The 22,692-nt window shown below is 72.6% G+C and carries 22 protein-coding genes; 3 read left to right on the forward strand and 19 right to left on the reverse strand.

Annotation, left to right across the window (positions count from 1 at the left end; translation table 11 throughout):
• Positions 1-52 precede the first annotated feature (52 nt).
• Positions 53-1,318, reverse strand: a complete 1,266-nt coding sequence (locus FRANEAN1_RS29775) for an alpha/beta hydrolase (RefSeq protein ID WP_020463450.1) — start codon at positions 1,316-1,318, stop codon at positions 53-55.
• A gap of 216 nt (positions 1,319-1,534) precedes the next feature.
• Between FRANEAN1_RS29775 and FRANEAN1_RS29780 the strand changes: the two genes are divergently transcribed.
• Positions 1,535-1,840 (forward strand): hypothetical protein, encoded by a 306-nt coding sequence (locus FRANEAN1_RS29780; protein WP_041254920.1) that lies wholly within the window; start codon positions 1,535-1,537, stop codon positions 1,838-1,840.
• 34 nt (positions 1,841-1,874) lie between these two features.
• Here the strand turns inward: FRANEAN1_RS29780 and alr are convergent, their stop codons facing one another.
• From alr to FRANEAN1_RS29795, 3 genes are all read right to left on the reverse strand, one after another.
• Complete coding sequence (gene alr, locus FRANEAN1_RS29785) at positions 1,875-3,017, reverse strand: alanine racemase (RefSeq protein ID WP_020463451.1); 1,143 nt, start codon at positions 3,015-3,017, stop codon at positions 1,875-1,877.
• The gene (locus FRANEAN1_RS29790; RefSeq protein ID WP_020463452.1) at positions 3,014-4,549 is read right to left on the reverse strand and encodes a bifunctional ADP-dependent NAD(P)H-hydrate dehydratase/NAD(P)H-hydrate epimerase; all 1,536 of its coding nucleotides are present in this window, start codon (positions 4,547-4,549) and stop codon (positions 3,014-3,016) included. The genes alr and FRANEAN1_RS29790 overlap by 4 nt, the downstream gene beginning before the upstream one ends.
• A gap of 104 nt (positions 4,550-4,653) precedes the next feature.
• A complete protein-coding gene (locus tag FRANEAN1_RS29795; protein ID WP_041254921.1) occupies positions 4,654-5,196 on the reverse strand; it encodes an SWIM zinc finger family protein in 543 nt (180 codons plus the stop codon).
• Positions 5,197-5,324: 128 nt separating this feature from the next.
• Here FRANEAN1_RS29795 and FRANEAN1_RS29800 point away from each other — a divergent pair, with 128 nt between their 5' ends.
• Positions 5,325-6,302, forward strand: a complete 978-nt coding sequence (locus FRANEAN1_RS29800; protein ID WP_020463454.1) for a PadR family transcriptional regulator — start codon at positions 5,325-5,327, stop codon at positions 6,300-6,302.
• A 98-nt stretch (positions 6,303-6,400) separates the two neighbouring features.
• On the opposite strand, the gene glmS is transcribed toward FRANEAN1_RS29800, so the two are convergent.
• From glmS to rplM, 4 genes are all read right to left on the reverse strand, one after another.
• Positions 6,401-8,296, reverse strand: a complete 1,896-nt coding sequence (gene glmS, locus FRANEAN1_RS29805; protein WP_020463455.1) for a glutamine--fructose-6-phosphate transaminase (isomerizing) — start codon at positions 8,294-8,296, stop codon at positions 6,401-6,403.
• Positions 8,297-8,481: 185 nt separating this feature from the next.
• The gene (gene glmM / locus FRANEAN1_RS29810; protein WP_020463456.1) at positions 8,482-9,885 is read right to left on the reverse strand and encodes a phosphoglucosamine mutase; all 1,404 of its coding nucleotides are present in this window, start codon (positions 9,883-9,885) and stop codon (positions 8,482-8,484) included.
• 159 nt (positions 9,886-10,044) lie between these two features.
• The gene (gene rpsI / locus FRANEAN1_RS29815; RefSeq protein ID WP_020463457.1) at positions 10,045-10,452 is read right to left on the reverse strand and encodes a 30S ribosomal protein S9; all 408 of its coding nucleotides are present in this window, start codon (positions 10,450-10,452) and stop codon (positions 10,045-10,047) included.
• A 132-nt stretch (positions 10,453-10,584) separates the two neighbouring features.
• Complete coding sequence (gene rplM / locus FRANEAN1_RS29820) at positions 10,585-11,028, reverse strand: 50S ribosomal protein L13 (protein WP_020463458.1); 444 nt, start codon at positions 11,026-11,028, stop codon at positions 10,585-10,587.
• Positions 11,029-11,645: 617 nt separating this feature from the next.
• Between rplM and FRANEAN1_RS29825 the strand changes: the two genes are divergently transcribed.
• The gene (locus FRANEAN1_RS29825) at positions 11,646-13,445 is read left to right on the forward strand and encodes a hypothetical protein (protein ID WP_041254922.1); all 1,800 of its coding nucleotides are present in this window, start codon (positions 11,646-11,648) and stop codon (positions 13,443-13,445) included.
• A 123-nt stretch (positions 13,446-13,568) separates the two neighbouring features.
• Here FRANEAN1_RS29825 and truA read toward each other — a convergent pair whose 3' ends face one another.
• The 11 genes from truA to secY all read right to left on the reverse strand — a co-directional run bounded on the left by truA (position 13,569) and on the right by secY (position 22,518).
• Entirely contained in the window at positions 13,569-14,396 is an 828-nt protein-coding gene (gene truA / locus FRANEAN1_RS29830) for a tRNA pseudouridine(38-40) synthase TruA (protein ID WP_020463460.1), read from the reverse strand.
• Between the two features lie 383 nt (positions 14,397-14,779).
• Complete coding sequence (gene rplQ / locus FRANEAN1_RS29835) at positions 14,780-15,367, reverse strand: 50S ribosomal protein L17 (protein WP_020463461.1); 588 nt, start codon at positions 15,365-15,367, stop codon at positions 14,780-14,782.
• A 118-nt stretch (positions 15,368-15,485) separates the two neighbouring features.
• Positions 15,486-16,535, reverse strand: a complete 1,050-nt coding sequence (locus tag FRANEAN1_RS29840; RefSeq protein WP_041254923.1) for a DNA-directed RNA polymerase subunit alpha — start codon at positions 16,533-16,535, stop codon at positions 15,486-15,488.
• 282 nt (positions 16,536-16,817) lie between these two features.
• Positions 16,818-17,447 carry a 30S ribosomal protein S4 gene (rpsD, locus tag FRANEAN1_RS29845; RefSeq protein WP_018638454.1) on the reverse strand — a complete coding sequence of 210 codons (630 nt, stop codon included), beginning with the start codon at positions 17,445-17,447 and terminating at the stop codon, positions 16,818-16,820.
• Between the two features lie 35 nt (positions 17,448-17,482).
• Positions 17,483-17,887: a 30S ribosomal protein S11 gene (gene rpsK / locus FRANEAN1_RS29850; RefSeq protein ID WP_020463463.1), complete on the reverse strand. Its 405-nt coding sequence runs from the start codon at positions 17,885-17,887 to the stop codon at positions 17,483-17,485.
• Between the two features lie 78 nt (positions 17,888-17,965).
• Complete coding sequence (gene rpsM / locus FRANEAN1_RS29855) at positions 17,966-18,346, reverse strand: 30S ribosomal protein S13 (RefSeq protein WP_018505109.1); 381 nt, start codon at positions 18,344-18,346, stop codon at positions 17,966-17,968.
• A 253-nt stretch (positions 18,347-18,599) separates the two neighbouring features.
• Entirely contained in the window at positions 18,600-18,713 is a 114-nt protein-coding gene (gene rpmJ, locus FRANEAN1_RS29860) for a 50S ribosomal protein L36 (protein ID WP_003956441.1), read from the reverse strand.
• A 55-nt stretch (positions 18,714-18,768) separates the two neighbouring features.
• On the reverse strand, positions 18,769-18,990 hold the full coding sequence (gene infA, locus FRANEAN1_RS29865; RefSeq protein ID WP_006541558.1) for a translation initiation factor IF-1: 222 nt from the start codon (positions 18,988-18,990) through the stop codon (positions 18,769-18,771).
• Between the two features lie 233 nt (positions 18,991-19,223).
• Positions 19,224-20,063 (reverse strand): type I methionyl aminopeptidase, encoded by an 840-nt coding sequence (gene map / locus FRANEAN1_RS29870; RefSeq protein ID WP_020463464.1) that lies wholly within the window; start codon positions 20,061-20,063, stop codon positions 19,224-19,226.
• A 509-nt stretch (positions 20,064-20,572) separates the two neighbouring features.
• Positions 20,573-21,226, reverse strand: coding sequence for an adenylate kinase (locus FRANEAN1_RS29875; protein ID WP_020463465.1), 654 nt, complete (start codon positions 21,224-21,226; stop codon positions 20,573-20,575).
• Positions 21,226-22,518: a preprotein translocase subunit SecY gene (secY, locus tag FRANEAN1_RS29880; protein ID WP_020463466.1), complete on the reverse strand. Its 1,293-nt coding sequence runs from the start codon at positions 22,516-22,518 to the stop codon at positions 21,226-21,228. Before secY ends, FRANEAN1_RS29875 begins: the two co-directional genes overlap by 1 nt.
• Between the last annotated feature and the right edge of the window lie 174 nt (positions 22,519-22,692).

The raw sequence follows: 22,692 nt of genomic DNA on the forward strand, positions 1-22,692 counted from the left end.
CGCCGGCGCGGTACCGGGCCGGCGTCGCGTACCGCTCCCCGCGGGCCCGCCGTCACGGCCCGACGGGGTCGGGCGCCCGCAGCGGTGCCCGGCGCGGTGGGCGGACCCGTTCGACCAGGTCGCGGATGGCGGCGTTCACCGCGGCCGGTCGTTCCAGCATGACCGCGTGCCCCGCGCCCTCCTCGACCCGCAGCTCGGCGTCCGGCAGCAGCTCGGCGAGGGTCAGGCTGTGCGCGAGCGGCGTCATGAGGTCGCCGTCCCCGACCAGCAGGATGGTGGGAGAACCGCGGAGGTTGACGGCGGCGTCCAGCTTGTCATGGTCGAGCAGGGTGGACATGAAGGAGGCCATGACGGTGATCGACGTGTCCCCCACCATCGTCTCCAGGAACGAGACAACGGACGGGGGCACATCGGTCGAGCCGAAGCCGATCCGCCGAGTGATCTCCCAGGAGAAGTCGCTGCCCCGCCGGCGGGCTCGCTCGAACAGCGACGGGGCGCTGCGCATGCCGATCGCGAGCCCAGGTAACACCCGGCGCACGCCGCCCGTGATCAGTGCTGGCAGGCCGAAGGTCACCCGGGGGAGATCACCCGCGCTGGTCGAGATGAGCGCCACCCCGATGACGCGGTCACCGAAGAGCTCCGGATGCTCCCCCGCCAGCGCGAGGATCGTCATGCCGCCCATCGAGTGGCCGATCAGGACGATCGGGCCTTCGGGGACCCGCTCGGTGAGAACCTGGTAGAGGTCTGCCGCGAGCTGGTCGATCGTGCAGTTCGCCGCCTCGGACGGGCCGGAGCGGCCGTGCGCGCGCTGGTCGTAGAAGACCATCGGGCCCAGGTCGCGCAGGGCGCGGTACTGGAACACCCACGAGTCGCTGTTCACGCAGAAGCCGTGCACGAAGACCAGCGTCGGCCCGGCGGAGCCCGCTCCGGGTCGGGGCGGGGGGTCCTGCACGGTCTCCTCCACATACAGCGGGACACCGTCCGCCACGGCGACCACCATGTCGGCCCGGCCGCCGATCGGGCCGACCCGCTCCCGCTCCGGCAGGTCGGGTACGGCCCGGTGGCGCCGCACGGCCCGGCGCTCGGCGATCAGGCCGGCCGCGATCGCGGCTCCGACCAGGCCCACCGTGCCACCACGGCGCGCGGCCCGGGAGCCTGCGGCGGATCCCGTTGCCCGGGCCACCGCCCGCGCCGCGCCGGCGGTCGCGGTCAGGGCGCCGGCAGCCCCCGCCGAGCCGACCGAAAGGGCGGCACGGGCAGCGCCAGCCGAGCGGCCCGAACCGCCGGTGGAACCACGATCGGTTGGGGCGCCTGCCACCGTCTGCCCACCTTCCGGCCATAGAACGCACGACACCCCGATGATGCCCGATGGTGCCCGATGCCCGAAAGCGATGTCATGAGCAGACCCGGGAGGACACGTCTCGGCGCAGGCGGATACCCGACAGGGGATCACAGAGATCCACCGGGTTCGCTCCGCGATCCTCCGCTAGCGTGGACCCGGTCGAGCCGTGTGGTTGCGACCAGGGGAGGCGTCGTGAAACTGCGGTGGCGGAAGAGCAAGCTGACCACGTCGCCCACGTATGGCGGCGCTGTCGATCTCGACGAGGATCTCGACGAGATCGATGACGACCTCGCCGAGGCCGGTGCCCAGCCGGCCGCTCCCGCCCAGAGCGGGCCGGTGATGCTGACACTGACCACGCGCGACGAGATCGAGAAGGCCGCCGAGCGCGCGGCGAACCCGCAGCCGGTCCGCCGCCGGATGGAACGCGGCATGTTCGGGGGCGCCACAGCCGGCCACGAGCACGGCGGCGGCGCGTGCGGCACCGGCGGCTGCCGCTGACCAGACGTCCCGGCCGATCAGGCGTATCCGGCGGTCAGATGTAGACGCGCGGTACCCGCGGGCCGATCCGGGTGACGATCTCGTAGTTGATGGTGCCGAGCGCGCGCGCCCAGTCGTCCGCGGTCGGCTCGCCCCGGTCGCCGGGGCCGAAGAGGATCACCTCGTCGCCTACGCGCACCGGGTCGGCACCGACGTCCATGACGAACTGGTCCATGCAGACGGTGCCGGCGATGCGCCGCCGGCGTCCGCCCACGAGCACCTCGGCCGTGTTCGTGGCCGAGCGGGGGATGCCGTCGGCGTAGCCGAGCGGGACGACGGCGAGGCCGGTCTCCGCCGACGTCCGGTAGCGGTGCGCGTAGGACACTCCGGTGCCCGCCGGCACCCGCTTCACCAGCGCGATGCTGGCGCGCAGCGTCATCGCGGGCCGCAGCCCGAACGCGGACGGCGGCCCGACCTCGGGCCCCGGCGACAGCCCGTACACCGACACGCCCGGCCGGACCATGTCGAAGTGCGCCTCCGGGCTGACCAGCGTCGCGGCCGAGTTCGCGAGGTGGCGCACCTGCGGGCGCAGCCCGGCCTTGCGGGCGACGTCCACCGCGTCACCGAACCGGCTGATCTGCGCCTGGACGGTCGGGTGGCCGGGCGCGTCGGCGAAGGCGAAGTGGCTCCACACGCCCACGACCTCGATGAGCCCGTCCGCCTCGAGCGCCGCGGCGCTGTCGCACAGGCCGGGCCAGTCCTCGCCGGTGGCCCCGGCCCGCCCGAGGCCAGTGTCGATCTTTAGGTGCACCCGGGCGGCCCGGCCGGCGGTGCGGGCCGCGGCGGCGAGGTCGTCGAGCGCCCAGCCGGCGGACGCGGAGAGGTCGACATCCGCCGCGATGCCTGCGGCGAGGCGCTCACCCGGCGCCGCCAGCCAGGAGAGCACCGGGACGGTGATCCCGGCGGCCCGCAGTGCCAGCGCCTCCTCCAGGAAGGCCGTCCCGAGCCAGCTCGCGCCGGCGTCCAGGGCGGCCCGGGCGCAGGGCAGCATTCCGTGCCCGTACCCGTCCGCCTTGACCACGGCCATGGTCGCGGCGGCGCCGGCGCGGGCGACCAGGGCCGCGACAGAGTCGCGCACGGCGTCGAGCTCGATGGCCGCGTAGGCACGCGGCAGGTGCGATGGGGGCGGCGGGCTCACCCCTCGACGCTAGCAAGCAGGTCCTCGACGACCCCGGGCAGGAGCGCGGGCAGGTCTGCGGCGGCGAGCGGCACGGGCCCGCGCTCCCCCGCCCGGCCATGCAGGAACGCGCCCACGGCGGCCGCGTGCGGCGCCGGCAGGCCCGCGGCCAGCAGGGAACCGGCGAGTCCGGTGAGAACGTCACCGGATCCGGCCGTTCCCAGCCATGGCGTCCCGGTGAGGTTGACGAGGGCCTCCCCGCCGGGGGCGGCGATGATCGTCCGGTTGCCCTTCAGCAGGATGACGGCGCCGAGGTCCCGCGCCGCCTGGCGGACGGTGCCGAGACGGTCGGCCCGCAGGCGCTCAGGTGTGCCGGCCTGGTCCCAGCCGAGTGCCGTGCCGGTCAGCCGGATGAACTCGCCCTCGTGCGGGGTCAGGACGACGGCGCCCGCGCGGTCCCGCAGCACCGCCGGGCGGGCGGCGACGGCGGCCGCGAGTGTGTCCAGCGCGCCGGCGTCCACGAGCAGGCCGCTCTCGGTCTGCTCGAGCAGCGCGTCGACGAGGCGCCGGGTGGCCTCGTCCGGTACGAGGCCGGGGCCGATCGCCCACGCCTGGACCCGGCCCACCCCGAGCATCGCCTCCGCGTCCCCCGCCTCGATCACCGTCAGCACGGATTCCGGGTGGGCCCGGCGGACGTACTCGGCGGCGCCGGCCTCGGCGACCACCCGCAGGTAGCCCGCGCCGCCGCGCAGCGCGCCGCCGACCGCCAGCACCGCGGCTCCCGGGTACCGGTCGCTGCCGCCGACGAGCCCGAGCACGCCGCGGGAGTACTTCGAGTCGGCCGCGACCGGGACGGGCAACAGCCGGGCCACGTCGACGTCCTGCAGGGCACGTAGGTCGGGCTCGGGCAGGGTCAGCCCGATGTCGACCAGCTCGACCCGCCCGGCATGGACAGCTCCGGGTCCGACCAGCAGGCCGCGCTTGTACGTGCCGAAGGTGACGGTGCCGGCCGCGCGCACGGCCCCCTCCGCCACCGCGCCGGTGTCCGCGTCGACCCCGCTGGGCACGTCCACGGCCACCGTCCGCCGGGCCGGCGCGAGCGTGGTGAGCTGGGCGTACGGCTCGCGCAGCTCGCCGCGGCCGCCGATGCCGAGCAGCCCGTCCAGGACGAGGTCGGCGGAGTCGAGGAGGTCGGCGGCCGCGTCGGCGCCCATCCCCTCCGGTGCGGGCGGGTCGACCGGGCCGGTGCGGTGCAGCCGCCCGCCGGCCGCGAGGAGGGCGGCCGTGCCCTCGGGATGGGTCCGGCCGGGAGCGAGGGCGTGGACGCGGGCGCCGCGAGCTGCCAGCCGGGCACCGGCCCACAGCGCGTCACCGCCGTTGTCACCGGAACCGGCGAGGACGACGATCCGGGCGCCGTACACCCGGTCGACGCGGCGGACCGCGTGCGAGACGAGACCGGACACGGCGCGCTGCATGAGCCCGCCGGAGGGCAGGGACGCGAGCAGGGGCGCCTCGGCGTCCCGGACCTCGGCAACAGTATGTGCTTCGAGCATGCGGTCATGCTCCCGCCGGGAGTGCCCCCGGTCGCGCAGATCGACCCCAGGCGCGGCGCGATGCCGGACGGCCCCGCGCCGCGCGTACCGCGGCGGCCCGTCGGTCAGACGGCTCCGTGCTGGCGGCCGTGCCAGGCCACCGTGGCCTCCCAGAGCACGTCCGCCACGACCTCGTTCTCGTCGGCGGCGTCGAGGAGCGTCTCGACCAGCTCCGCCCGCGGGACGCGGCTCAGGAACACCCTGATCGCCGCGTGCACGGGATCGTCGGCGAAGAGGTCCTCGGCGTGGCCGTCCTCCTCGTCGTCGTCCTCCGCCATCCCGGCCGAGCCCGTGGCGACCAGCGCCACCGCCACGGCATGGCGGCAGAAGACCCCGCCCGAGCTGTCGGAGCAGGTGCACGTGGAGCCGGGACCATCGTCGCCAGCCTCCAGCCGGACCTGCTGGTGCCCGTCGTCGTCGACGGTTCCCGACGCGTTGGTCGGCCGGATCCGCAGCTGCTCCACCCGGCCGAGCAAAGCGAGGCTGACGCCCTCCATGAAGACGGCAGTGCCCGCGCGCTGGGCACACGCGCGCTCCTCGAAGGCGGCCTCGAGGGGGGTGACCGCCCCCTCACCGTGCCCGTCGCCCTCCGACGCCGAAATGATCATTTACCAATCCTACGGAACGACGGGACTGGTCTGCCCGCTAGGTGGAGAGGAAGGGTAGCCATCCGCTCCATCGCGATATATCGTGAACGTACGCGAAGCAACGCGATTCACTTGCTAAGGAGATCACAATGAGTTCACACGCCATGCCGGGATGGGATGCCCGCTGGGACACCTGGGGCCGGTACCTACCGTTCGACCCCACCCGGCTCCTGGATCCCGCCCGGCTTCTGGCACTCGCCGAGGCGGCCCGAGGCTCGTGCCGGCCGGGCGAGCACAGCCACGTGCACGGCGAGCACCGCGGCCATGCGCACGGCGAGCACCGCAGCCACATGCACGGTGACCACGGTCACGGTGACCACGGGCCCGGCGAACACGGTGGCGACCACGGCCCCGGCCCGCGCGGGCGCGGTGGGCGCGGTGGGCGGGGCAGCCGGCCGGGCGGGCCCTTCGGGCCGGGCGGGTTCGGGCCGGGCGGTTGGCCGTTCGGCCGCGGCTTCCCGCCGGGGCCCGGTTTCGGGCGCGGGGCACGGGTCGCCCGCGGCGACGTCCGCGAGGCACTGCTCGCGTTGCTCGCCGAGGAGCCGATGCACGGCTACCAGATGATCGGCGAGCTGGCCTCCCGCAGCGGCGGGGTCTGGCGGCCGAGTCCCGGCTCCGTCTACCCCGTGCTGTCGCTGCTCGCCGACGAGGGGCTGGTCCGCGCCGAGGAGCGCGACGGGCGCCGCGTCTTCCACCTCACCGACGCGGGCCGCGCCCACGTGGAGGCCCGCGCCGGAACGGCCAAGCCGTGGGAGACCGCGGCGGCGAGCGCGGACGACGAGACAACCGCGCTGCGGACGCTGGCCTTCGGGGTCGGCGCGGCGGTCGTCCAGGTCGCGCAGGCCGGCGACGCCGACCAGATCGCCGCGGCCCGGGACCTCCTCACCGAGACCCGGCGCGGTCTGTACCGCATCCTCGCCGGCGACCTGACGGATTCACCGGCGGCCGGCCCGGCCGAGGACGGCGGCACAGGCTCCGGGCCCGCCGGCACGGCCGGTGCCACCGATCCTGGCCCGGCCGGTGGCGGCGCGAGCGCACCCGGCGGACAGCCGAAGGACCTGGGCTGACGCCAGACGGGGGCGTGCCGGCCACCACACCGGCGCGCCCCTCCGCCGCGGTGCCGAGGCGACGCACCTGACGACCCTCGGCCCAGGCCGCGCTGGTGCTACTCGACCGTGACGGACTTGGCCAGGTTGCGCGGCTGGTCGACGTCCAGCCCGCGCGCGAGCGCGAGCTCGCAGGCGAAGACCTGCAGCGGCAGGGTCGTGACCAGCGGCGCGAACAGCGATGACGTGGCGGGAACCCGGATCAGGTGGTCCGCGTAGGGCTCGACGGCGGTGTCGCCCTCCTCCGCGATCACGATCGTGCGTGCGCCGCGGGCACGGACCTCCTGGATGTTGGAGACGATCTTCCCGTGCAGGCTCGCCCGCCCGCGCGGCGACGGCACGACCACGACCACCGGCAGGCCGGGCTCGATCAGCGCGATCGGGCCGTGCTTCAGCTCCCCGGCCGGGAAGCCCTCGGCGTGCATGTAGGCCAGTTCCTTCAGCTTCAGCGCGCCCTCCAGTGCCACCGGGTAGCCGACGTGGCGGCCGAGGAACAGCACCGCCTTGGCGTCGGCCAGGCTGCGGGCGAGCTCCCGCACCGGCTCGACGGTGGCGAGCGTGCGCCGGACGAGCTCCGGGACGCGCTGTAGCCGGTCCACGTAGGCGGCGACCTCGTCGCCGTAGAGGACGCCCCGGGTCTGCGCCAGGAACAGGCCGACGAGCAGGCAGGCCGCCACCTGCCCGAGGAACGTCTTCGTCGCCGCCACGCCCACCTCGGGACCACACCGGGTGTACAGAACGGCGTCCGACTCGCGCGGGATCGTCGAGCCGTTCGTGTTGCAGATCGCCAGCACGCGGGCCTTCTGCTCACGGGCGTGCTTGACCGCCATCAGGGTGTCGAGCGTCTCGCCGCTCTGGCTGATCGCGACGACCAGCGTCGAGCGGTCCAGCACCGGGTCGCGGTAGCGGAACTCCGAGGCCATCTCGACCTCGCAGGGCAGCCGCGTCCAGTGCTCGATCGCGTACTTGGCGATCAGGCCGGCATGGTAGGCCGTCCCGCAGGCCACGATGAAGACCTTGTCGATGTCGCGGAAGTCCTGGTCGGAGAGGCGCTCCTCGTCCAGGACGATGGTGCCCTCCGCGGAGAGCCGCCCGCGCAGCGTGTCGGCGAGCGCCGTGGGCTGCTCGCTGATCTCCTTCAGCATGAAGTAGGGGTAGCCGCCCTTCTCGGCGGCGCTCGCGTCCCAGTCGACGTGGTAGCGGCGCCCCTCGACGACGGCGCCGGCGAAGTCGTAGACGGTCACACCGTCGCGCCGGGCCTCGACGAGCTGGTCCTGGCCGATCTCGAGCGCCTCACGGGTGTGCGCGATGAACGCGGAGACGTCGCTGGCCAGGAAGGTCTCGCCCGCGCCGAGGCCGACGACGAGCGGACTGTTGCGCCGCGCGCCCACGACGACCTCGGGATGGTCGCGGTGCAGGACGACGAGCGTGAACGCGCCCTCCAGCCGGCGGCACACGATGCGCAAAGCCTCGCTGAGCGGGTGCGGGAGCGCCGACCCCGCCGCACCCCCCGCCGGGCGGGAGCCGGGATCACGGGCCATCTCGATCTCGAGCAGGTGGGCGACGACCTCGGTGTCGGTCTCGCTGGCCAGCTCGTGGCCGGCGGCCTCCAGCTCGGCGCGCAGCTCCGCGAAGTTCTCGATGATGCCGTTGTGGATCACCGCGACGGTGCCGGTGCAGTCGGTGTGCGGGTGGGCGTTGACGTCGGTCGGGCCGCCGTGCGTCGCCCAGCGAGTGTGCCCCATCCCGGTCGTGCCGGGCATGGGGTCGTTGTCCTCGCCGAGGATCTTCTCCAGGTTCGCCAGCCGCCCGGCGCGGCGCGCGGTTCTCAGCGCACCCGCGCCGACGACGGCGACACCCGCGGAGTCGTAGCCGCGGTACTCCAGCCGGCGCAGCCCGCTCAGCGCGACGTCCAAGGCTGATTGATCACCGACGTAACCAATGATCCCGCACATGTTGCTCAGCGTACGCAGTCCGGTCCGAGCGCCAGGCACGGACCACTCGGTTGCCGGAGATGTCCCGTCGGCGTCGGCCGAATCCACCGGCACGTGCCCGACGCTCCCCGCCCGCGGAAATCGGGCCCGCGGAACGGGCCCGCGGGTGACGGGTGCGAACGCGGGTTCAGCGCAGGGCGCGTTGGTCAGCGCAGGGCGCGCTGCACGACGTCGGCGAGCCGGCCGGCGACGTCCCGGGCGAGCTCGTCCGTCGGTGCCTCGACCATCACGCGCACCAGCGGCTCGGTGCCGGACGGCCGCAGCAGCACCCGGCCGGCCCCGGCCAGCTCCGCCTCGGCGTCGGCCACCGCGGCGCGCAGCTCGTCGGAGGTCTCCGCCCGCGCCCGGTCGACACCGCGGACGTTCACCAGGACCTGCGGCAGCCGGGTCATCGCCTTCGCCAGCTCGTGCAGCGGCTGGCTGGTCTCCGCCATCCGGCCGAGGATCTGCAGGGCGGTGAGCAGCCCGTCGCCGGTGCCGGCGTGGCGGAGGAAGACCACGTGCCCGCTCTGCTCGCCGCCGAGCGAGTAGGCGCCGGAGCGCATGGCCTCCAGGACGTAGCGGTCCCCGACCGGGGTGGTGACGACGTCGATGCCGGCGTCGCGCATGGCGTGGTGGAACCCGAGATTCGACATCACGGTGACGACCACGGTGCCGCGCTCGAGCTCGCCGCGCTCGGCGAGCGCCAGCGCGCACAGCGCGAGGATCTGGTCACCGTCGACGATCTCCCCGGCGGAGTCCACGGCCAGGCACCGGTCGGCGTCGCCGTCGTGGGCGATGCCGGCGTCGGCGCCGTGCGCCACGACGGCGTCGCGCAGGCTGTCGAGGTGGGTCGCCCCGGAACGGTCGTTGATGCGCAGCCCGTCGCCGTCGGCGTGCAGCGCGATCACATCGGCGCCGGCGGCGCGCAGGACCCGCGGGGCGAGATCGGAGGCGGCGCCCTGGGCGCAGTCCACGACGACCCGCAGGCCGCGCAGGCCCCCGGGGCCGCCGGGCAGGGTCGCGAGCAGGTGGTCGACGTACCCGTCGACGAGCATGCTGTCGTCGCGGACCCGCCCGACCGCGGCCGCCACCGGGCGGCGTGCCGCCGGGCCGGCCATGCGGCGCTCGATGGCGTCCTCGACGTCGTCCGGCAGCTTCAGCCCGCCCGCGGCGAAGAGCTTGATCCCGTTGTCGGGCATCGGGTTGTGGCTCGCGGAGAGCATGACGCCCAGGTCGGCGCCGGTCGCGGCGACCACGTAGGACACGGCGGGGGTCGGCACGACCCCGATCCGGGTGACGTCCGCGCCCGCGCGGGCCAGACCGGCGACGACCGCGGCTTCGAGGAACTCACCGGACGGGCGGGTGTCCCGCCCCACGACGACGAGCGGCCGGTGGTCGATGCCGTGGGCGGACCGCGCGACGGGCACGCCGTCCACCGGACCGGGCGGTGGCGTGCCGCGGTCCGCGACCTCCTCCACCGCGGCGGACGCCAGCGCGAGCGCCAGCTCCGCCGTCAGGTCGGCGTTCGCGACACCGCGGACGCCGTCGGTGCCGAAAAGCCTCGCCACTGAGGCCTCCCAAGGGATCGGAGCAGCACCGCCACGCGCCACCGGCACGCCGCGCGGACATCGGAACAAGACCACTGGATGGAACGAAACCACCGCGCGCCTGTGAGCCCGGCAGGACGTGCCTGCCGGGCTCGACCACCGCACGCAGTGGGCAGCGGGTCAGCGCTTGCTGTACTGAGGCGCCTTACGGGCCTTCTTCAGGCCGTACTTCTTCCGCTCCTTCACCCGTGCGTCCCGGGTGAGGAAGCCCGCCTTCTTCAGGGTGGGGCGCGCCTCCTCGTCGACGACGATCAACGCCCGGGCGATGGCCAGGCGCAGCGCGCCAGCCTGACCCGAGACGCCGCCGCCGTGCAGACGGGCCACCACGTCGTAGGACTCGGCCCGCTCCAGGGTCTTCAGCGGCTCGTTCACGAGCTGCTGATGCACCTTGTTGGGGAAGTACTCCTCGAGCTTGCGCCCGTTGAGGTTCCAGTTGCCGGTGCCCGGGATCAGGCGCACCCGGACGACCGCCTCCTTGCGCCGCCCGGTAGCACGGGGGTTGCCCTGGGCGTCGGTCACGACAGCCACGTCGCGTTCCTTCCTTGTTTGTAACCAGATCGCTCGAGGCCACCCGAAACGGCCCGATCGGTCATGTCGGGCCGTTAGTCGGACGGGCGCTGAACGCCGCCCGCGTTATTCGGGATGCCCATCGAGCCGCGACTACTGCGCGACCTGCTTGATCTCGTACGGGACGGGCTGCTGCGCCTGGTGCGGGTGAGTCGGGCCCGCGTACACCTTCAGCTTGCTGCCCTGCGCGCGGCCGAGCCGGTTGTGAGGCAGCATCCCACGGATCGCCCGCTCGACGATCACGTGGGGACGCGTGTCGAGCAGCTCGCCGTAGGACGTGCTGCGCAGACCGCCCGGGAAGCCCGAGTGCCGGTGGTACTTGGCCTGCTCGCGCTTGTTACCGGTCATAGCGACCTTGCCGGCATTGATGATCACCACGAAGTCGCCCGTGTCGATGTGCGGGGCGAAGTACGGCTTGTTCTTGCCGCGCAGGAGCTGGGCCGCCTGGCTGGCCAGCCGACCGAGCACGACGTCGGTGGCATCGATGATGTGCCACGCGCGCTGTACGTCCGCGGGCTTGGGCTGGTACGTGCGCACAGGTCTGCCTTCTCGTTCGGACGAACTCGCGGGGAGCCTCGTCGGTGTCGCTAGCGAGGTGCCCTGCAAGGCGAGGTGCGTTGCAAGGCGAGGTGTGCCAGATGCATTGCCAAGAGTCGCGTTACCAGAAGCTTGGGCGCGGTCCCCCAGCACGCGGGGTTTGACCCACGGAACCTGTGCCCACGGAACTTGGGGCTCACGGAAGTCGTTCTACCCGAGAGCTGGCCTGCCCGAGGGCTGGCCCGTCCGAGAGCTGGTCTGGTCCGAGGGCTGTAGGACCGCAGCAGTCTTTGAGGTTACCAGGCGATCGGCGGAGCAGGACCGACGGCTCCCGGCCGCGGGGCGGACGCCCGTTGAGATCACCCGAACACCCGGGGTTATCCCGCCGTCCACAGGCGTCATACGCGCGGTCCGGACCGTTAACCCGGCCCGTCGGGGGGCCGCGGCGGGCGACCGAACAGCCCCGACAGGCCCATATGACTAGTTCCGATATTCTTTCGCCCACCGGCCGGGCGCGTCGGCTTCCCACGGGAGCCGCGCCGCCCTCCGCCGGCCGAGCGCCGCGCGAAGCTGGGAACAGGCGGCAGGCCGTCGGGGGGATGAGCGAGGAGGAGCGCATGCCACCCGAACCCGGCAGCGGCGGACCGCCCACCGGCGCGACCGGGCCGCACGGCGGCCCATCGCCCCACGACGACCTCCAGTGGGCCCTGGATCCACTCGCCGCCGCCGCGCCCCCCTGGTACGGGGCGCCGGGCGGTCTCCCCGGCCCGGTGGACGCCGCCCCTGGCGGGCCCACGCCGCAGTGGGGCGGTCCGACCCCGTCCCATCCGGACGAGAGCCCAGTGGACGCCGGCTCGGCGGGCATGGGGTCGGCGGGGGCCGGGTCCGCGGGCACGGGATCCGCGGGTACGGGATCGGTGGGTGCGGGATCGGTGGGTGCGGGATCGGTGGGTGCAGACGAGGCGTGGCCCGACCCGACGGACGCCGCAGCCGCCACAGGCGGCTGGGCGGCACTGGACACGGGCGGCTGGACGCCACCGGTCGAGGACCCGCTCTTCGGCCCGATGCCCACCTACGCGACCGGTGCATATCCCCTCGCCGGCCGCGCGCCGGGCGGCTATCCGACCGGCGGGCATCCCATCGGCGGACACCCCGCCAGCGAGCTGCCCGCCGACAGAACACCGCCGTTCGGGCAACCGTTCACCGGCGCGCCCACCGCCGATACGGCGGCGGGCGGCACCGTCCCGGGCGGCGCGGCCCCGGGCGGCACCGCCCCGAGCGGCGCGGTCCGGGGGAACCCTGACACGGCCGGCGGCATCGGCGGCGCGGCCGGGCCGGCGGGTGGCCCGTCGACCGGTCCCCGAACGGACGGCTACTCCTTTCAGGTCCGGACCGCCACGAGTCCGCTTCCCGTCCTCACGAGGCCAGCGGAGCCCGGGGCCGCGGGAACGCCCGCCGCCGACCCGGCTCAGCGCGATGCGCGCCTCGGCGCGCCAGGTGAACGCGCCGACGGCCGCGGCGACGCCCGCCGGGCGAACCTGCCGGGCGGGCCCAGGCTCGGCCCCGCGCACGACGATCCCTATCCCGAGGACGAACCCGTCCCCGGGCGGTTCGCCGCCTTCCAGGCGAGACGCTTCCAGCTGCCGGAGGAGGGCGACGCACCGGCGCCGGGCTGGCGGCGGGCCATCCGCTCACGGGGTGTCCTCGCGGTGGCCGTCGGCCTCGTCCTCGTCGTACTCGCCGCGGGCGCGGTGATCACAGTGCTGCGCGGCGGCGACGGTGGATCCACCGCGGCCGGTGCCAGGCCGAGCCCCCCGACGGTCGACCCGAACTTCATCAACAGCGCGCGGTCCGACTCCACCCCGGTGCGGCCGAACGAGTTCTTCGCCGACGAGCGGGTCACCATCCAGGGACACAACTACACCCGCATCGCCAGCAGCCTCGTCTCAGGATGTCCGGAGCTGAGCGGGGAGCTCGTCACCACGCTCAAGGGCACTGTGTGCCGCCAACTCGTCCGTGCCCTGTATGTCAGCTCTCCGGTCGCCGGCCAGCCGCAGGTGCTCGCCGGCCTCTCGGTCTTCGTCGTTGACGAGCAGGCGACCGCGGCGGCGGCGGCGAAGATCGCGGCGGAGGGCCGGGGCGGGGTGGCAGCGCCACCGATCCCGGCGGGTTCCATCCAGAACCCGCGGGTCCTCGGCCCGGGCGGGGACAACTCCTGGCGCGCCGCGATCGCTCGCGGACACTACATGATCCTCACCCAGCTCGCCTACGTGGACGGAAGCCAGGGCTCGGCCGACGACCCGGCCCTCCGGAACGTGATCACGGATCTCGGACTGATCGCCACCGAACCGATCGCCCAGCGCATGATCGTCGGCGGGACCGGCACCGCGCCGAGCCCGACCTCCAGCACCCGCTGACCAGACCTTTCAGCCCGACGACCGGGTCAGCCACGCGAAAGGCACGCACGCCTCCGGCCGTCCGGCCGGAGGCACTGCTGGCCGGACGGCCGAAGCGACCGTCTGGCGGACCGTCGCCAGACGCTAGCCGGACGGCGTCGTCGGCACGCGGACCGCGCGGGTCACCTGGGCCCGCGCGGCGAGGGCGGCGTCCGGCGGGTAGCGGACCTCCACCAGGGTCAGCCCGTGGGCCGGAAGTACAGTCACCGCGGGATCTCGCATGCCCCGGCCCAGGACGGCGGCCACCCACTCCGGCCGGCGCCGGCCCTCCCCCACCGCCACCAGCGCGCCGGCCAGGGCACGCACCATGGAGTGGCAGAACGCGTCCGCCTCGACGTCGGCGAGGATGACGTCGCGGGAGCGGGAGACGTCCAGGCGCAGCAGGGTGCGGACGGTCGTGGCGCCCTCGCGCCGCCGGCAGAAGGCGGCGAAGTCATGCTCGCCGAGCAGCAGCAGCGCCGCCTCGGCCATCGCCGGGACGTCCAGCGGCCGCGGCGACGCCAGGGTGTCGAAACGGCGCAGCGGGTCCGCCCCGTACGGGGCGTCGGTGATCCGGTAGACGTATCTGCGGGACAGCGCGGAGAAGCGGGCGTCAAACCCGTCCGGGGCGGGCGCGAGGCCCTTCACCCGGACGGCGCGGTCGAGCACGCCGTTCAGCCTGCGGGCGAGCCCACCGACCGGCGTGTCGTCTGGGATGTCGACGTGGGCCACCTGGCCGGCGGCGTGCACGCCGGAGTCGGTGCGCCCGGCGACGGTGAGCCGGACGGCCGGCAGCCGCGCGACCCGCATCAGCGCGTCCTCGACGTCACCCTGGACCGTCCGCTGGCCGGGCTGGCGGGCCCAGCCGGCGAAGGCCGTGCCGTCGTAGGCGAGGTCCAGGCGCAGCCGGATCAGTCCCTCGGCCGGTCTCATGAGCGCGCGTCCCTCGTGTCGAAGCTGCGCCGGCCGATCAACCCGGCGCACGGCCTTCCCGAAGCCACCCTGGCTCCCATGGCCGGCCTGGTTCCCGGAGCCGGCCTGACCTCCGGGGTCGGTCTGGCTTCCAGGGCCGGTGGGGATCCCGGGGTCGCCGTCCCCCGGTTCCGGCGCCTCACCGGTGGCCTGCGGCCCCATCGCGCTCTCCCACACCACGACACGGTCGTCACGGGTCACTCCGGCCCGGACCGCCGTGAGCGACACGACGCCCGGCGGGACGCCACAGGGCAGGAGCCCGCCGCCCATGATGGGCGACGGGCTCCTGCCCGGACCAGAGATCGACGCGAGCGGTCGGACCGTGCGGCGGCCGACCGACATGGTCAGCTCTCCGGCTTGGTGTCCTTGGCCTCGGTCGTCGCCGCGTCGTCCGCGGCGACGGCCTCGGCGGTGGGCTGCTCCGCCTGGGCCTCGGCCGCCACCGCGGCGGCGGTCGGCGACTCGTTCTTGAGGTCGTCGGCGGCCTCCGCCGTCGCCCCGGTCGGAGCCTTGCGGGCCGCGAACCGGGTGCCGCGGGCACGCTCGGCCTCGGAGACGGCCGTCTGCGCGATGGTCAGCGCCTCGACCAGCTCGATGCGGGCCATCGGCGCCGCGTCGCCCCGGCGCGGGCCGAGCTTCACGATCCGCGTGTAGCCGCCGGGACGGTCGGCGTAGCGCGGGCCGATCTCGGTGAAGAGCGTGTGGACGACCGAGTTGTTCCGGACGACCCGCATGACCCGGCGCCGCGCGTGCAGGTCACCTCGCTTCGCGTGGGTGACCAGGCGCTCGGCGTAGGGGCGCAGCCGGCGCGCCTTGGCCTCGGTGGTCGTGATGCCGCCGTGCTCGAACAGCGCGGTGGCGAGGTTGGCCAGCAGCAGCCGCTCATGTGCGGGGCTGCCGCCGAGCCGGGCGCCCTTGGTTGGCGTGGGCATGATGGGTGCTCCTCGTTCCTTTCGCTGCTCTCCAGGCGCCGCCGGGAAGCACGGCTAGGCCCCCGGTGGACGTGTGCCCCGGCGCCCGGCTAACCGGGCGCCCGGGGACACGGTCAGATCAGTACTGTTCGGTCTCGACGAACTCGCGACCGTCATCGGACGGGTCGGAGAACGACGGGTTGTACGTGTCGGTGCCGTACGTGTCGACGGCCTGGCGCGGGTCGAACCCGGGCGGGGAGTCCTTGAGCTGCAGGCCCATGGCACCCAGCTTGGTCTTGACCTCGTCGATCGACTTCTGCCCGAAGTTGCGGATGTCGAGCAGGTCCGCCTCGCTGCGGGACACCAGCTCACCGATGGTGTGGATGCCCTCGCGCTTGAGGCAGTTGTACGAGCGGACGGTCAGGTCCATCTCCTCGATCGGCAGCGCCAGGTCGGCGGCCAGGGCAGCGTCCGCCGCGGACGGGCCGATGTCGACGCCCTCCGCCTCGGCGTTGAGCTCCTGGGCCAGCCCGAACAGGCCGACGAGGGTCTTGCCGGCGCTGGCCATCGCGTCCCGTGGGGAGATCGACTGCTTCGTCTCCACGTCGACGATGAGCCGGTCGAAGTCCGTGCGCTGCTCCACACGGGTCGCCTCGACCTTGTAGGTGACCTTCAGCACCGGGGAGTAGATGGAGTCGATCGGAATGCGACCGATCTCCTGGCCCGGCTGCTTGTTCTGGGCGGCGCTGACATAGCCACGGCCCCGCTCGACGGTCAGCTCGATCTCGAGCTTGCCCTTGTCGTTGAGGGTGGCCAGGTGCAGGTCGGGGTTGTGCACCTCGACGCCGGCCGGGGGGGCGATGTCGGCCGCGGTGACCTCACCGGGGCCCTGCTTGCGCAGGTACATCACGGTCGGCTCGTCGTTGTCGGAGCTGACGACCAGTTCCTTGAGGTTCAGGATCAGGTCGGTCACGTCCTCCTTGACCCCGGGAACGGTGGAGAACTCGTGGAGGACGCCGTCCACCCGGATACTCGTCACGGCCGCGCCCGGGATGGAGGACAGCAGGGTGCGGCGCAGCGAGTTGCCGAGGGTGTAGCCGAAGCCCGGCTCGAGCGGCTCGATCACGAAGCGCGACCGGAACTCGGAGATCGGGTCCTCGGCGAGCGAGGGACGCTGAGCGATCAGCATGAGAGAACTTCCTTCCGAACACGGCGACCGCCATATGACGCCGTGGAAGCCCCTGAAGAGGAGCCGGCACGGGGGCATCGGTCCGCCCCCGCACCACACAACAGTACGCCTGGGCCTCCGCGGCCCACCGTGATCCCCTTGGATCCCCGTGTGCCGCCACCATGCCCAGGCCCCGGGCCGAGCGGGAATGATCCGTGGCCCGGTCGCCGCCCGGCCCCGGCACGAGACCGGGGGCCGACGCGGACCCGGCGCCGGCACGAGACCGGCGCCGGACGGCGGCGACTACTTCGAGTAGAGCTCGACGATCAGCTGCTCCTGCACCTGGGTGTCGATCACCTGGCGCGCGGGCAGCGAGTGGACGAGCAGGCGCATCTGGCTGGGGATGGCCTCGATCCACGGCGGGACGGTGCGGCCGGTCCCCGCGGTCTCGCGGGCCACGATGAACGGGGTGAGCTCGCGCGACTTCGGCGCGATCTCCACGATGTCGTTCTCGGTGACCCGGTAGCTCGGGATGTCGACCTTGCGGCCGTTGACCTGCACGTGACCGTGCCGGACGGCCTGGCGGGCGGCGTCACGGGACGGCGCGAAGCCACCCCGGTAGACCACGTTGTCCAGGCGCGACTCGAGGATCTTCAGCAGCTCGTCACCGGTCTTGCCGGCGCGGCGGTTCGCCTCGTCGTAGTAGCCCCGGAACTGCTTCTCCAGAATGCCGTAGATGCGCGCGCACTTCTGCTTCTCGCGCTTCTGCAGCAGGTACTCGGAGTCCTTCGTGCGGCCGCGGCCATGCTCGCCCGGCGGGTACGGCCGGATCTCGATCGGGCACTTCGGGGTCTCGCACTTGCTGCCCTTGAGGAACAGCTTCGTCTTCTCGCGGCGGCAACGCTTGCAGTCCGCGCCGGTGTAACGGGCCATGCTTGTCCTTCTCTCTCGTATCCCTGGCGCGGACTTCAGACCCGGCGACGCTTCGGCGGGCGGCAGCCGTTGTGCGGGGTGGGGGTGACGTCCTGGATCGCCCCGACCTCCAGGCCGGCGGCCTGCAGCGAGCGGATCGCCGTCTCCCGGCCGGAGCCGGGACCCTTGACGAAGACGTCGACCTTGCGCATCCCGTGCTCCTGCGCCTTGCGGGCCGCGTTCTCGGCGGCCATCTGCGCGGCGAACGGGGTGGACTTGCGGGAGCCCTTGAAGCCGACGTGGCCGGCCGACGCCCACGAGATCACGTTCCCACTGGGGTCGGTGATCGAGACGATCGTGTTGTTGAACGTGCTCTTGATGTGAGCGTGCCCGTGGGCGACGTTCTTCTTTTCTTTCCGCCGGACCTTCTTGACGCCGGCGGCGCGTGTCTTGGGAGGCATAACCCGTGGTCTCCGTCTACGAGGTCGTCGATCAGCGGTCGTGGAGCCCGGACTCCGAGGCCCGGGAGGGACCGGTGACTACTTCTTGCCGGCCTTCTTCTTCCCGGCGATGGCGCGGCGCGGGCCCTTGCGGGTACGCGCGTTGGTGTGCGTGCGCTGGCCGTGGACGGGAAGGTTGCGGCGGTGACGGAGACCCTGGTAGCAGCCGATCTCCATCTTGCGGCGAATGTCCTGCTTGATCTCACGGTTGAGATCGCCCTCGACGCGGTAGTTCGCGTCGATCCACTCCCGAAGCTTCTGGACCTCGTCGTCGGTGAGGTCACGGACCCGGGTGTCCGGGTTGACCCCGGTTGCGGCGAGGGTGTCCCGGGAGCGGCTGCGACCGATCCCGAAGATGTAGGTCAGCGCGATCTCAACCCGCTTCTCGCGGGGAAGGTCGACGCCGGAAAGGCGTGCCATGACGCGGTGGTTCCTTCCTGAACCCGGAGGTCTCGGGCGACACCGCCCCCGCCTCGGCCCGGACGCCGACGCCGCCCTGACGGGTGGCACCGGTCCGTGAAACCGACGAGGCCCCGGCCTCCGACCGGGGGTGGGAACCGCGTGACGCGGCCTGGTGTCGCTTCTGGCGGCGGGCCTGGTGCCCGCCAGATGTCACCGGCGGGCCTGGTGCCCGCCGGTGATGGTCGGCGGGCCGGTGGCCCACCGACCGTCATCAGCCCTGACGCTGCTTGTGGCGCAGGTTGTCGCAGATGACCATGACACGCCCGTGACGGCGGATCACCTTGCACTTGTCGCAGATCTTCTTCACGCTCGGCTTGACCTTCACGGCCGCACGAACCTCCACACGCAGCCGTGGGCCGCGCTCGCTGGTGAGATGACGACTACTTGTAGCGGTAGACGATGCGACCGCGGGACAGGTCGTATGGCGAGAGCTCCACCACCACCCGGTCCTCGGGAAGGATCCGGATGTAGTGCTGACGCATCTTGCCACTGATGTGGGCGAGAACACGATGACCGTTCTGGAGCTCCACCCGGAACATGGCGTTCGGGAGCGGCTCCACCACTCGGCCTTCGATCTCGATGGCCCCGTCCTTCTTCGGCATGTCCTCCGCTGTCCTGACGTCGACGCTGGGATGACGGCCCGGACGCGCATTGGGCGAGCGATCGAGCACCCGAGAGTGCGCTCACGCGAGGTCACCGCGCGGGGTCACCGTACGAAACGATGGGCACCGACAACGCTGTAGACCGTCGACTCATGAGTGTACGTGCCGCATCCGTCAAGGGCCAACACGGGCCCCACACGACCCCGATCGGACCGACGGGCGGGGCTGATCGCTCAGCCTGTGGGTGCGTCGGCGGGCTGCCCACAGGCCACACCCAGCTCCGCGAACCTCGCCACGCCGCCGTCGGGCTCGGTGAGCACCCACGGACCACGTGGGGTGACAGCGACGGAGTGCTCGGTGTGGGCGGCGAGCGAGCCGTCCTTGGTCGCGACCGTCCACTCGTCCTCGAGGACGACGGTGTCCGGCGAGCCAAGAGTGATCATCGGCTCGATCGCGAGCGCGACGCCCTCGACCAGCTTCATCCCCCGGCCGGCCCGGCCGTAGTTCAGCACATGCGGCGGCTGGTGCATCTCCGACCCGATGCCGTGACCGCCGTAGTGGTCGACGATGCCGTAGCCGTGAGGGACGATGTGCCGTTCGACCACGTTGCTGATGTCCGTCAGCCGGCCGCCGAGCTGCGCGGCGGCAAGGCCGCGCCACAGGGCCTCGTCGCAGACCCGGAGCATGTCCAGGACCTCGGAGGGCACCTCGCCGACCGGGACGGTGATCGCGGCGTCGCCGTGCCAGCCGTCGACGATCGCGCCGCAGTCGATGGAGATGATGTCCCCCTCGCGCAGCACCCGGCGCCGGCTGGGGATCGCGTGGACCACCTCGTTGTTCACCGAGCTACAGATCGAGGCCGGGTACGGAGGGTGCGCGTAGCCCTTGAAGGACGGGATGCCCCCGTCGGCACGGATCGTCTTCTCCGCGAGGGCATCGAGATCCTCCGTGGTGACGCCCGGAGCCACCGCCGCGCGCAAGGCCGCCAGGGTCTTCGCGACGAGCAGCCCGGCCACCCGCATCTTGGCGATCTCGGATGCCGTCTTGATCTGGACGTGCTCTCGTCGTGCCACGCTCTACCCGGTCCCGTCCCTCAGTAGTGTTCGCGACGTACAGGTGCCCGTCGCCTCGTCTGAGCCCGGCCGGGGTCCGAACCCCGCCGACGCTGCCGCCCCGGCACGGGCCTGCCGCGCCCATATCCCCTGTCGGCGCGCTCCCGCGTCCGCTCCCCTACCGACGATAACCGTCCGCGGTGACCGAGATGAGGGCTCGTTCGTCGAGAGCGGATGTCCCCGGCGAAAAACGTGCGCGCATGGCGCCTGCGAGCCGCAGGACCTCAACCGCCCGGGGCCCCCGTAGGCCGGGCCCCGCCGGCCTACCTGCGAGGCCCCCAGGGGCCGCACGGCGCCAGGCCACGGGCAGCCCCGCCGCCTGGCCTCGGACCACCGCAGCCGTGTCCGTGCCCGGGACCGCCGCGCTCCGGAACGCAGGGCCTCGGGCCACCGAGCCCGCGTTCCGTGCGGGAACCGCCGGAGACGCGAGGTATGGCGGAGTCACGGCGCGGCGAGCGGGGCGGCCTCGGTCAGTCGCCGTAGTGGCGCAGCGCGTCCAGGGCACGATCGGTTACGTTGTCGACCGGGCCGGTCGCATCGATGCCGATGAGCACGCCCTTGGCCGCGTAGTAGGCGACAAGCGGGGAGGTCTGCTCCGCATACACCTCGAGGCGGTGGCGCACCGTCTCAGGACGGTCGTCATCGCGCTGGAACAGCTCCCCCGAGCACCGGTCACAGATTCCCTCGACCCGGGACGGGTCGAAGTCGAGGTGCCAGATGTGCCCGCAGTTCCGGCAGGTCCGCCGGCCGGAGAGCCGCCGCACCACCTCGTCGTCGTCGACGACCAACTCGAGGACCACATCGAGACGCGTACCCATCGCGTCCAGCATTCCGCCGAGCACCTCGGCCTGCGGGACGTTGCGCGGGAAGCCGTCCAGGAGGAAGCCCTTGACCGCGTCGTCCTCGGCGAGACGGTTGCGCACCATGCCGATGGTGATCTCGTCGGGGACGAGGTCGCCGGAGTCCATGAACGCCTTCGCCTGGACACCGAGTTCGGTTCCCTCGCGGACGTTCGCCCGGAAGATGTCGCCGGTCGAGATCTTCGGAATGGATCTCGCCTGCGCGATGAAGGCAGCCTGCGTCCCCTTGCCGGCGCCTGGCGGTCCGACCAGTACGAGGCGCACTACCGGAGGAATCCTTCGTAGTTGCGCAGCATGAGCTGGCTTTCAATCTGTTTCACGGTCTCCAGCCCCACTCCCACCATGATCAGAACCGAGGTACCAGCAAACGGGAAGGGCTGGTCCTTCGTCAGGTTGAGAAGCGCCAACGGCAACACCGTGATGACCCCCAGGAACAGCGAGCCAGGGAGGGTGATGCGGGACAGCACGTGATCCAGGTATTCGGCCGTGGGCCGGCCGGGTCGGATCCCGGGGATGAACCCGCCGTACTTCCTCATGTTGTCGGCGACCTCCGTCGGGTTGAAGGTGATCGCGACATAGAAGTACGTGAAGAAGATGATCAGCGCACCGTAGGCCACGAGGTAGAGCGGGTGGTCCCCGCGCGACAGGTAGCGCTGCTCGAAGTCCTGGAAGGTCTGGTTGCTCCACACCTGGCCCACGAGCTGTGGGAGCTGGAGCAGCGAGGAGGCGAAGATGACCGGGATGATGCCGGCCTGGTTCACCTTGATCGGGAGGTAGGTCGACGTTCCGCCATACATCCGGCGCCCGATCAGCCGCTTCGCGTACTGCACCGGGATGCGGCGCTGCGACTGTTCGACGAACACTACGAACACGACGATGGCCAGACCGAGCAGGATCACGAGACCGAACACGACGCCACCGGCGACCTGGAGGATCCGTCCGCCCTGGGAGGGCAGGGCCGCCGCGATCGAGGTGAAGATCAGCAGGGACATGCCGTTGCCCACGCCGCGGGCGGTGATCAGCTCACCCATCCACATGATGACCGCGGTTCCAGCGGTCATAGTGATCACGATGGTGACGATGCGGAAGAGGCTCGTGTCCGGGATGATCTGGGCGCTGCAGCCAGGGAAGAGCCGGCCGCTGCGGGCGAGCGCCACGATGCCGGTGGCCTGGAGGATGCCCAGGGCGACCGTCAGGTAACGGGTGTACTGGGTGAGCTTCTGCTCACCCGAGCTGCCTTCCTTCTTGAGCTGCTCGAGCCGCGGAATCACCACCACCAGAAGCTGGATGATGATGCTGGAGGTGATGTACGGCATGATGCCGAGCGCGAACACCGAGAGCTGAAGGAGAGCGCCACCGCTGAAGAGGTTGATCAGCGAGTACACGTTGTTGCTTTCGGCGCTGGCCGAGTCCAGACACGCGTTCACCGCCGCCGTGGAGACGCCGGGCGACGGCATGACGCTGCCGAACCGGAACAGGACGACGACGCCGAGGGTGAAGAGCAGTTTCTTCCGCAGGTCGGGCGTGCGGAAGGCCCGCGTGAAGGCGGTGAGCACGACTCCTCCTGCTGATCCTTACGGCTGACGGGACGGACTCGATGTCCGGTACGGATCGCCGCTGGCCGCCGAAGCCGACCGTACGCGGTGAGGCGACTCTAACAGCACCCGAGGCCCACCCGTCCGGACATCACTCGTGGTAGGCACCGGTGTACTCGAGACTCAGAGCGAGGA

The organism is Parafrankia sp. EAN1pec, from assembly GCF_000018005.1.
GTDB lineage: Bacteria > Actinomycetota > Actinomycetes > Frankiales > Frankiaceae > Parafrankia > Parafrankia soli.

Excerpts from the sequence above, each read along its gene's own strand:
- FRANEAN1_RS29800 (WP_020463454.1), top strand. The coding sequence starts at position 5,325 with ATGAGTTCACACGCCATGCCGGGATGGGATGCCCGCTGGGACACCTGG.
- rpsD (WP_018638454.1), bottom strand. The coding sequence starts at position 17,447 with ATGGCCCGTTACACCGGCGCGGACTGCAAGCGTTGCCGCCGCGAGAAG.
- glmS (WP_020463455.1), bottom strand. The coding sequence starts at position 8,296 with ATGTGCGGGATCATTGGTTACGTCGGTGATCAATCAGCCTTGGACGTC.
- FRANEAN1_RS29790 (WP_020463452.1), bottom strand. The coding sequence starts at position 4,549 with ATGCTCGAAGCACATACTGTTGCCGAGGTCCGGGACGCCGAGGCGCCC.
- FRANEAN1_RS29840 (WP_041254923.1), bottom strand. The coding sequence starts at position 16,535 with ATGCTGATCGCTCAGCGTCCCTCGCTCGCCGAGGACCCGATCTCCGAG.
- FRANEAN1_RS29825 (WP_041254922.1), top strand. The coding sequence starts at position 11,646 with ATGCCACCCGAACCCGGCAGCGGCGGACCGCCCACCGGCGCGACCGGG.
- rplQ (WP_020463461.1), bottom strand. The coding sequence starts at position 15,367 with ATGCCCACGCCAACCAAGGGCGCCCGGCTCGGCGGCAGCCCCGCACAT.
- FRANEAN1_RS29795 (WP_041254921.1), bottom strand. The coding sequence starts at position 5,196 with ATGATCATTTCGGCGTCGGAGGGCGACGGGCACGGTGAGGGGGCGGTC.
- infA (WP_006541558.1), bottom strand. The coding sequence starts at position 18,990 with ATGCCGAAGAAGGACGGGGCCATCGAGATCGAAGGCCGAGTGGTGGAG.
- rpsM (WP_018505109.1), bottom strand. The coding sequence starts at position 18,346 with ATGGCACGCCTTTCCGGCGTCGACCTTCCCCGCGAGAAGCGGGTTGAG.
- rpsK (WP_020463463.1), bottom strand. The coding sequence starts at position 17,887 with ATGCCTCCCAAGACACGCGCCGCCGGCGTCAAGAAGGTCCGGCGGAAA.
- truA (WP_020463460.1), bottom strand. The coding sequence starts at position 14,396 with ATGAGACCGGCCGAGGGACTGATCCGGCTGCGCCTGGACCTCGCCTAC.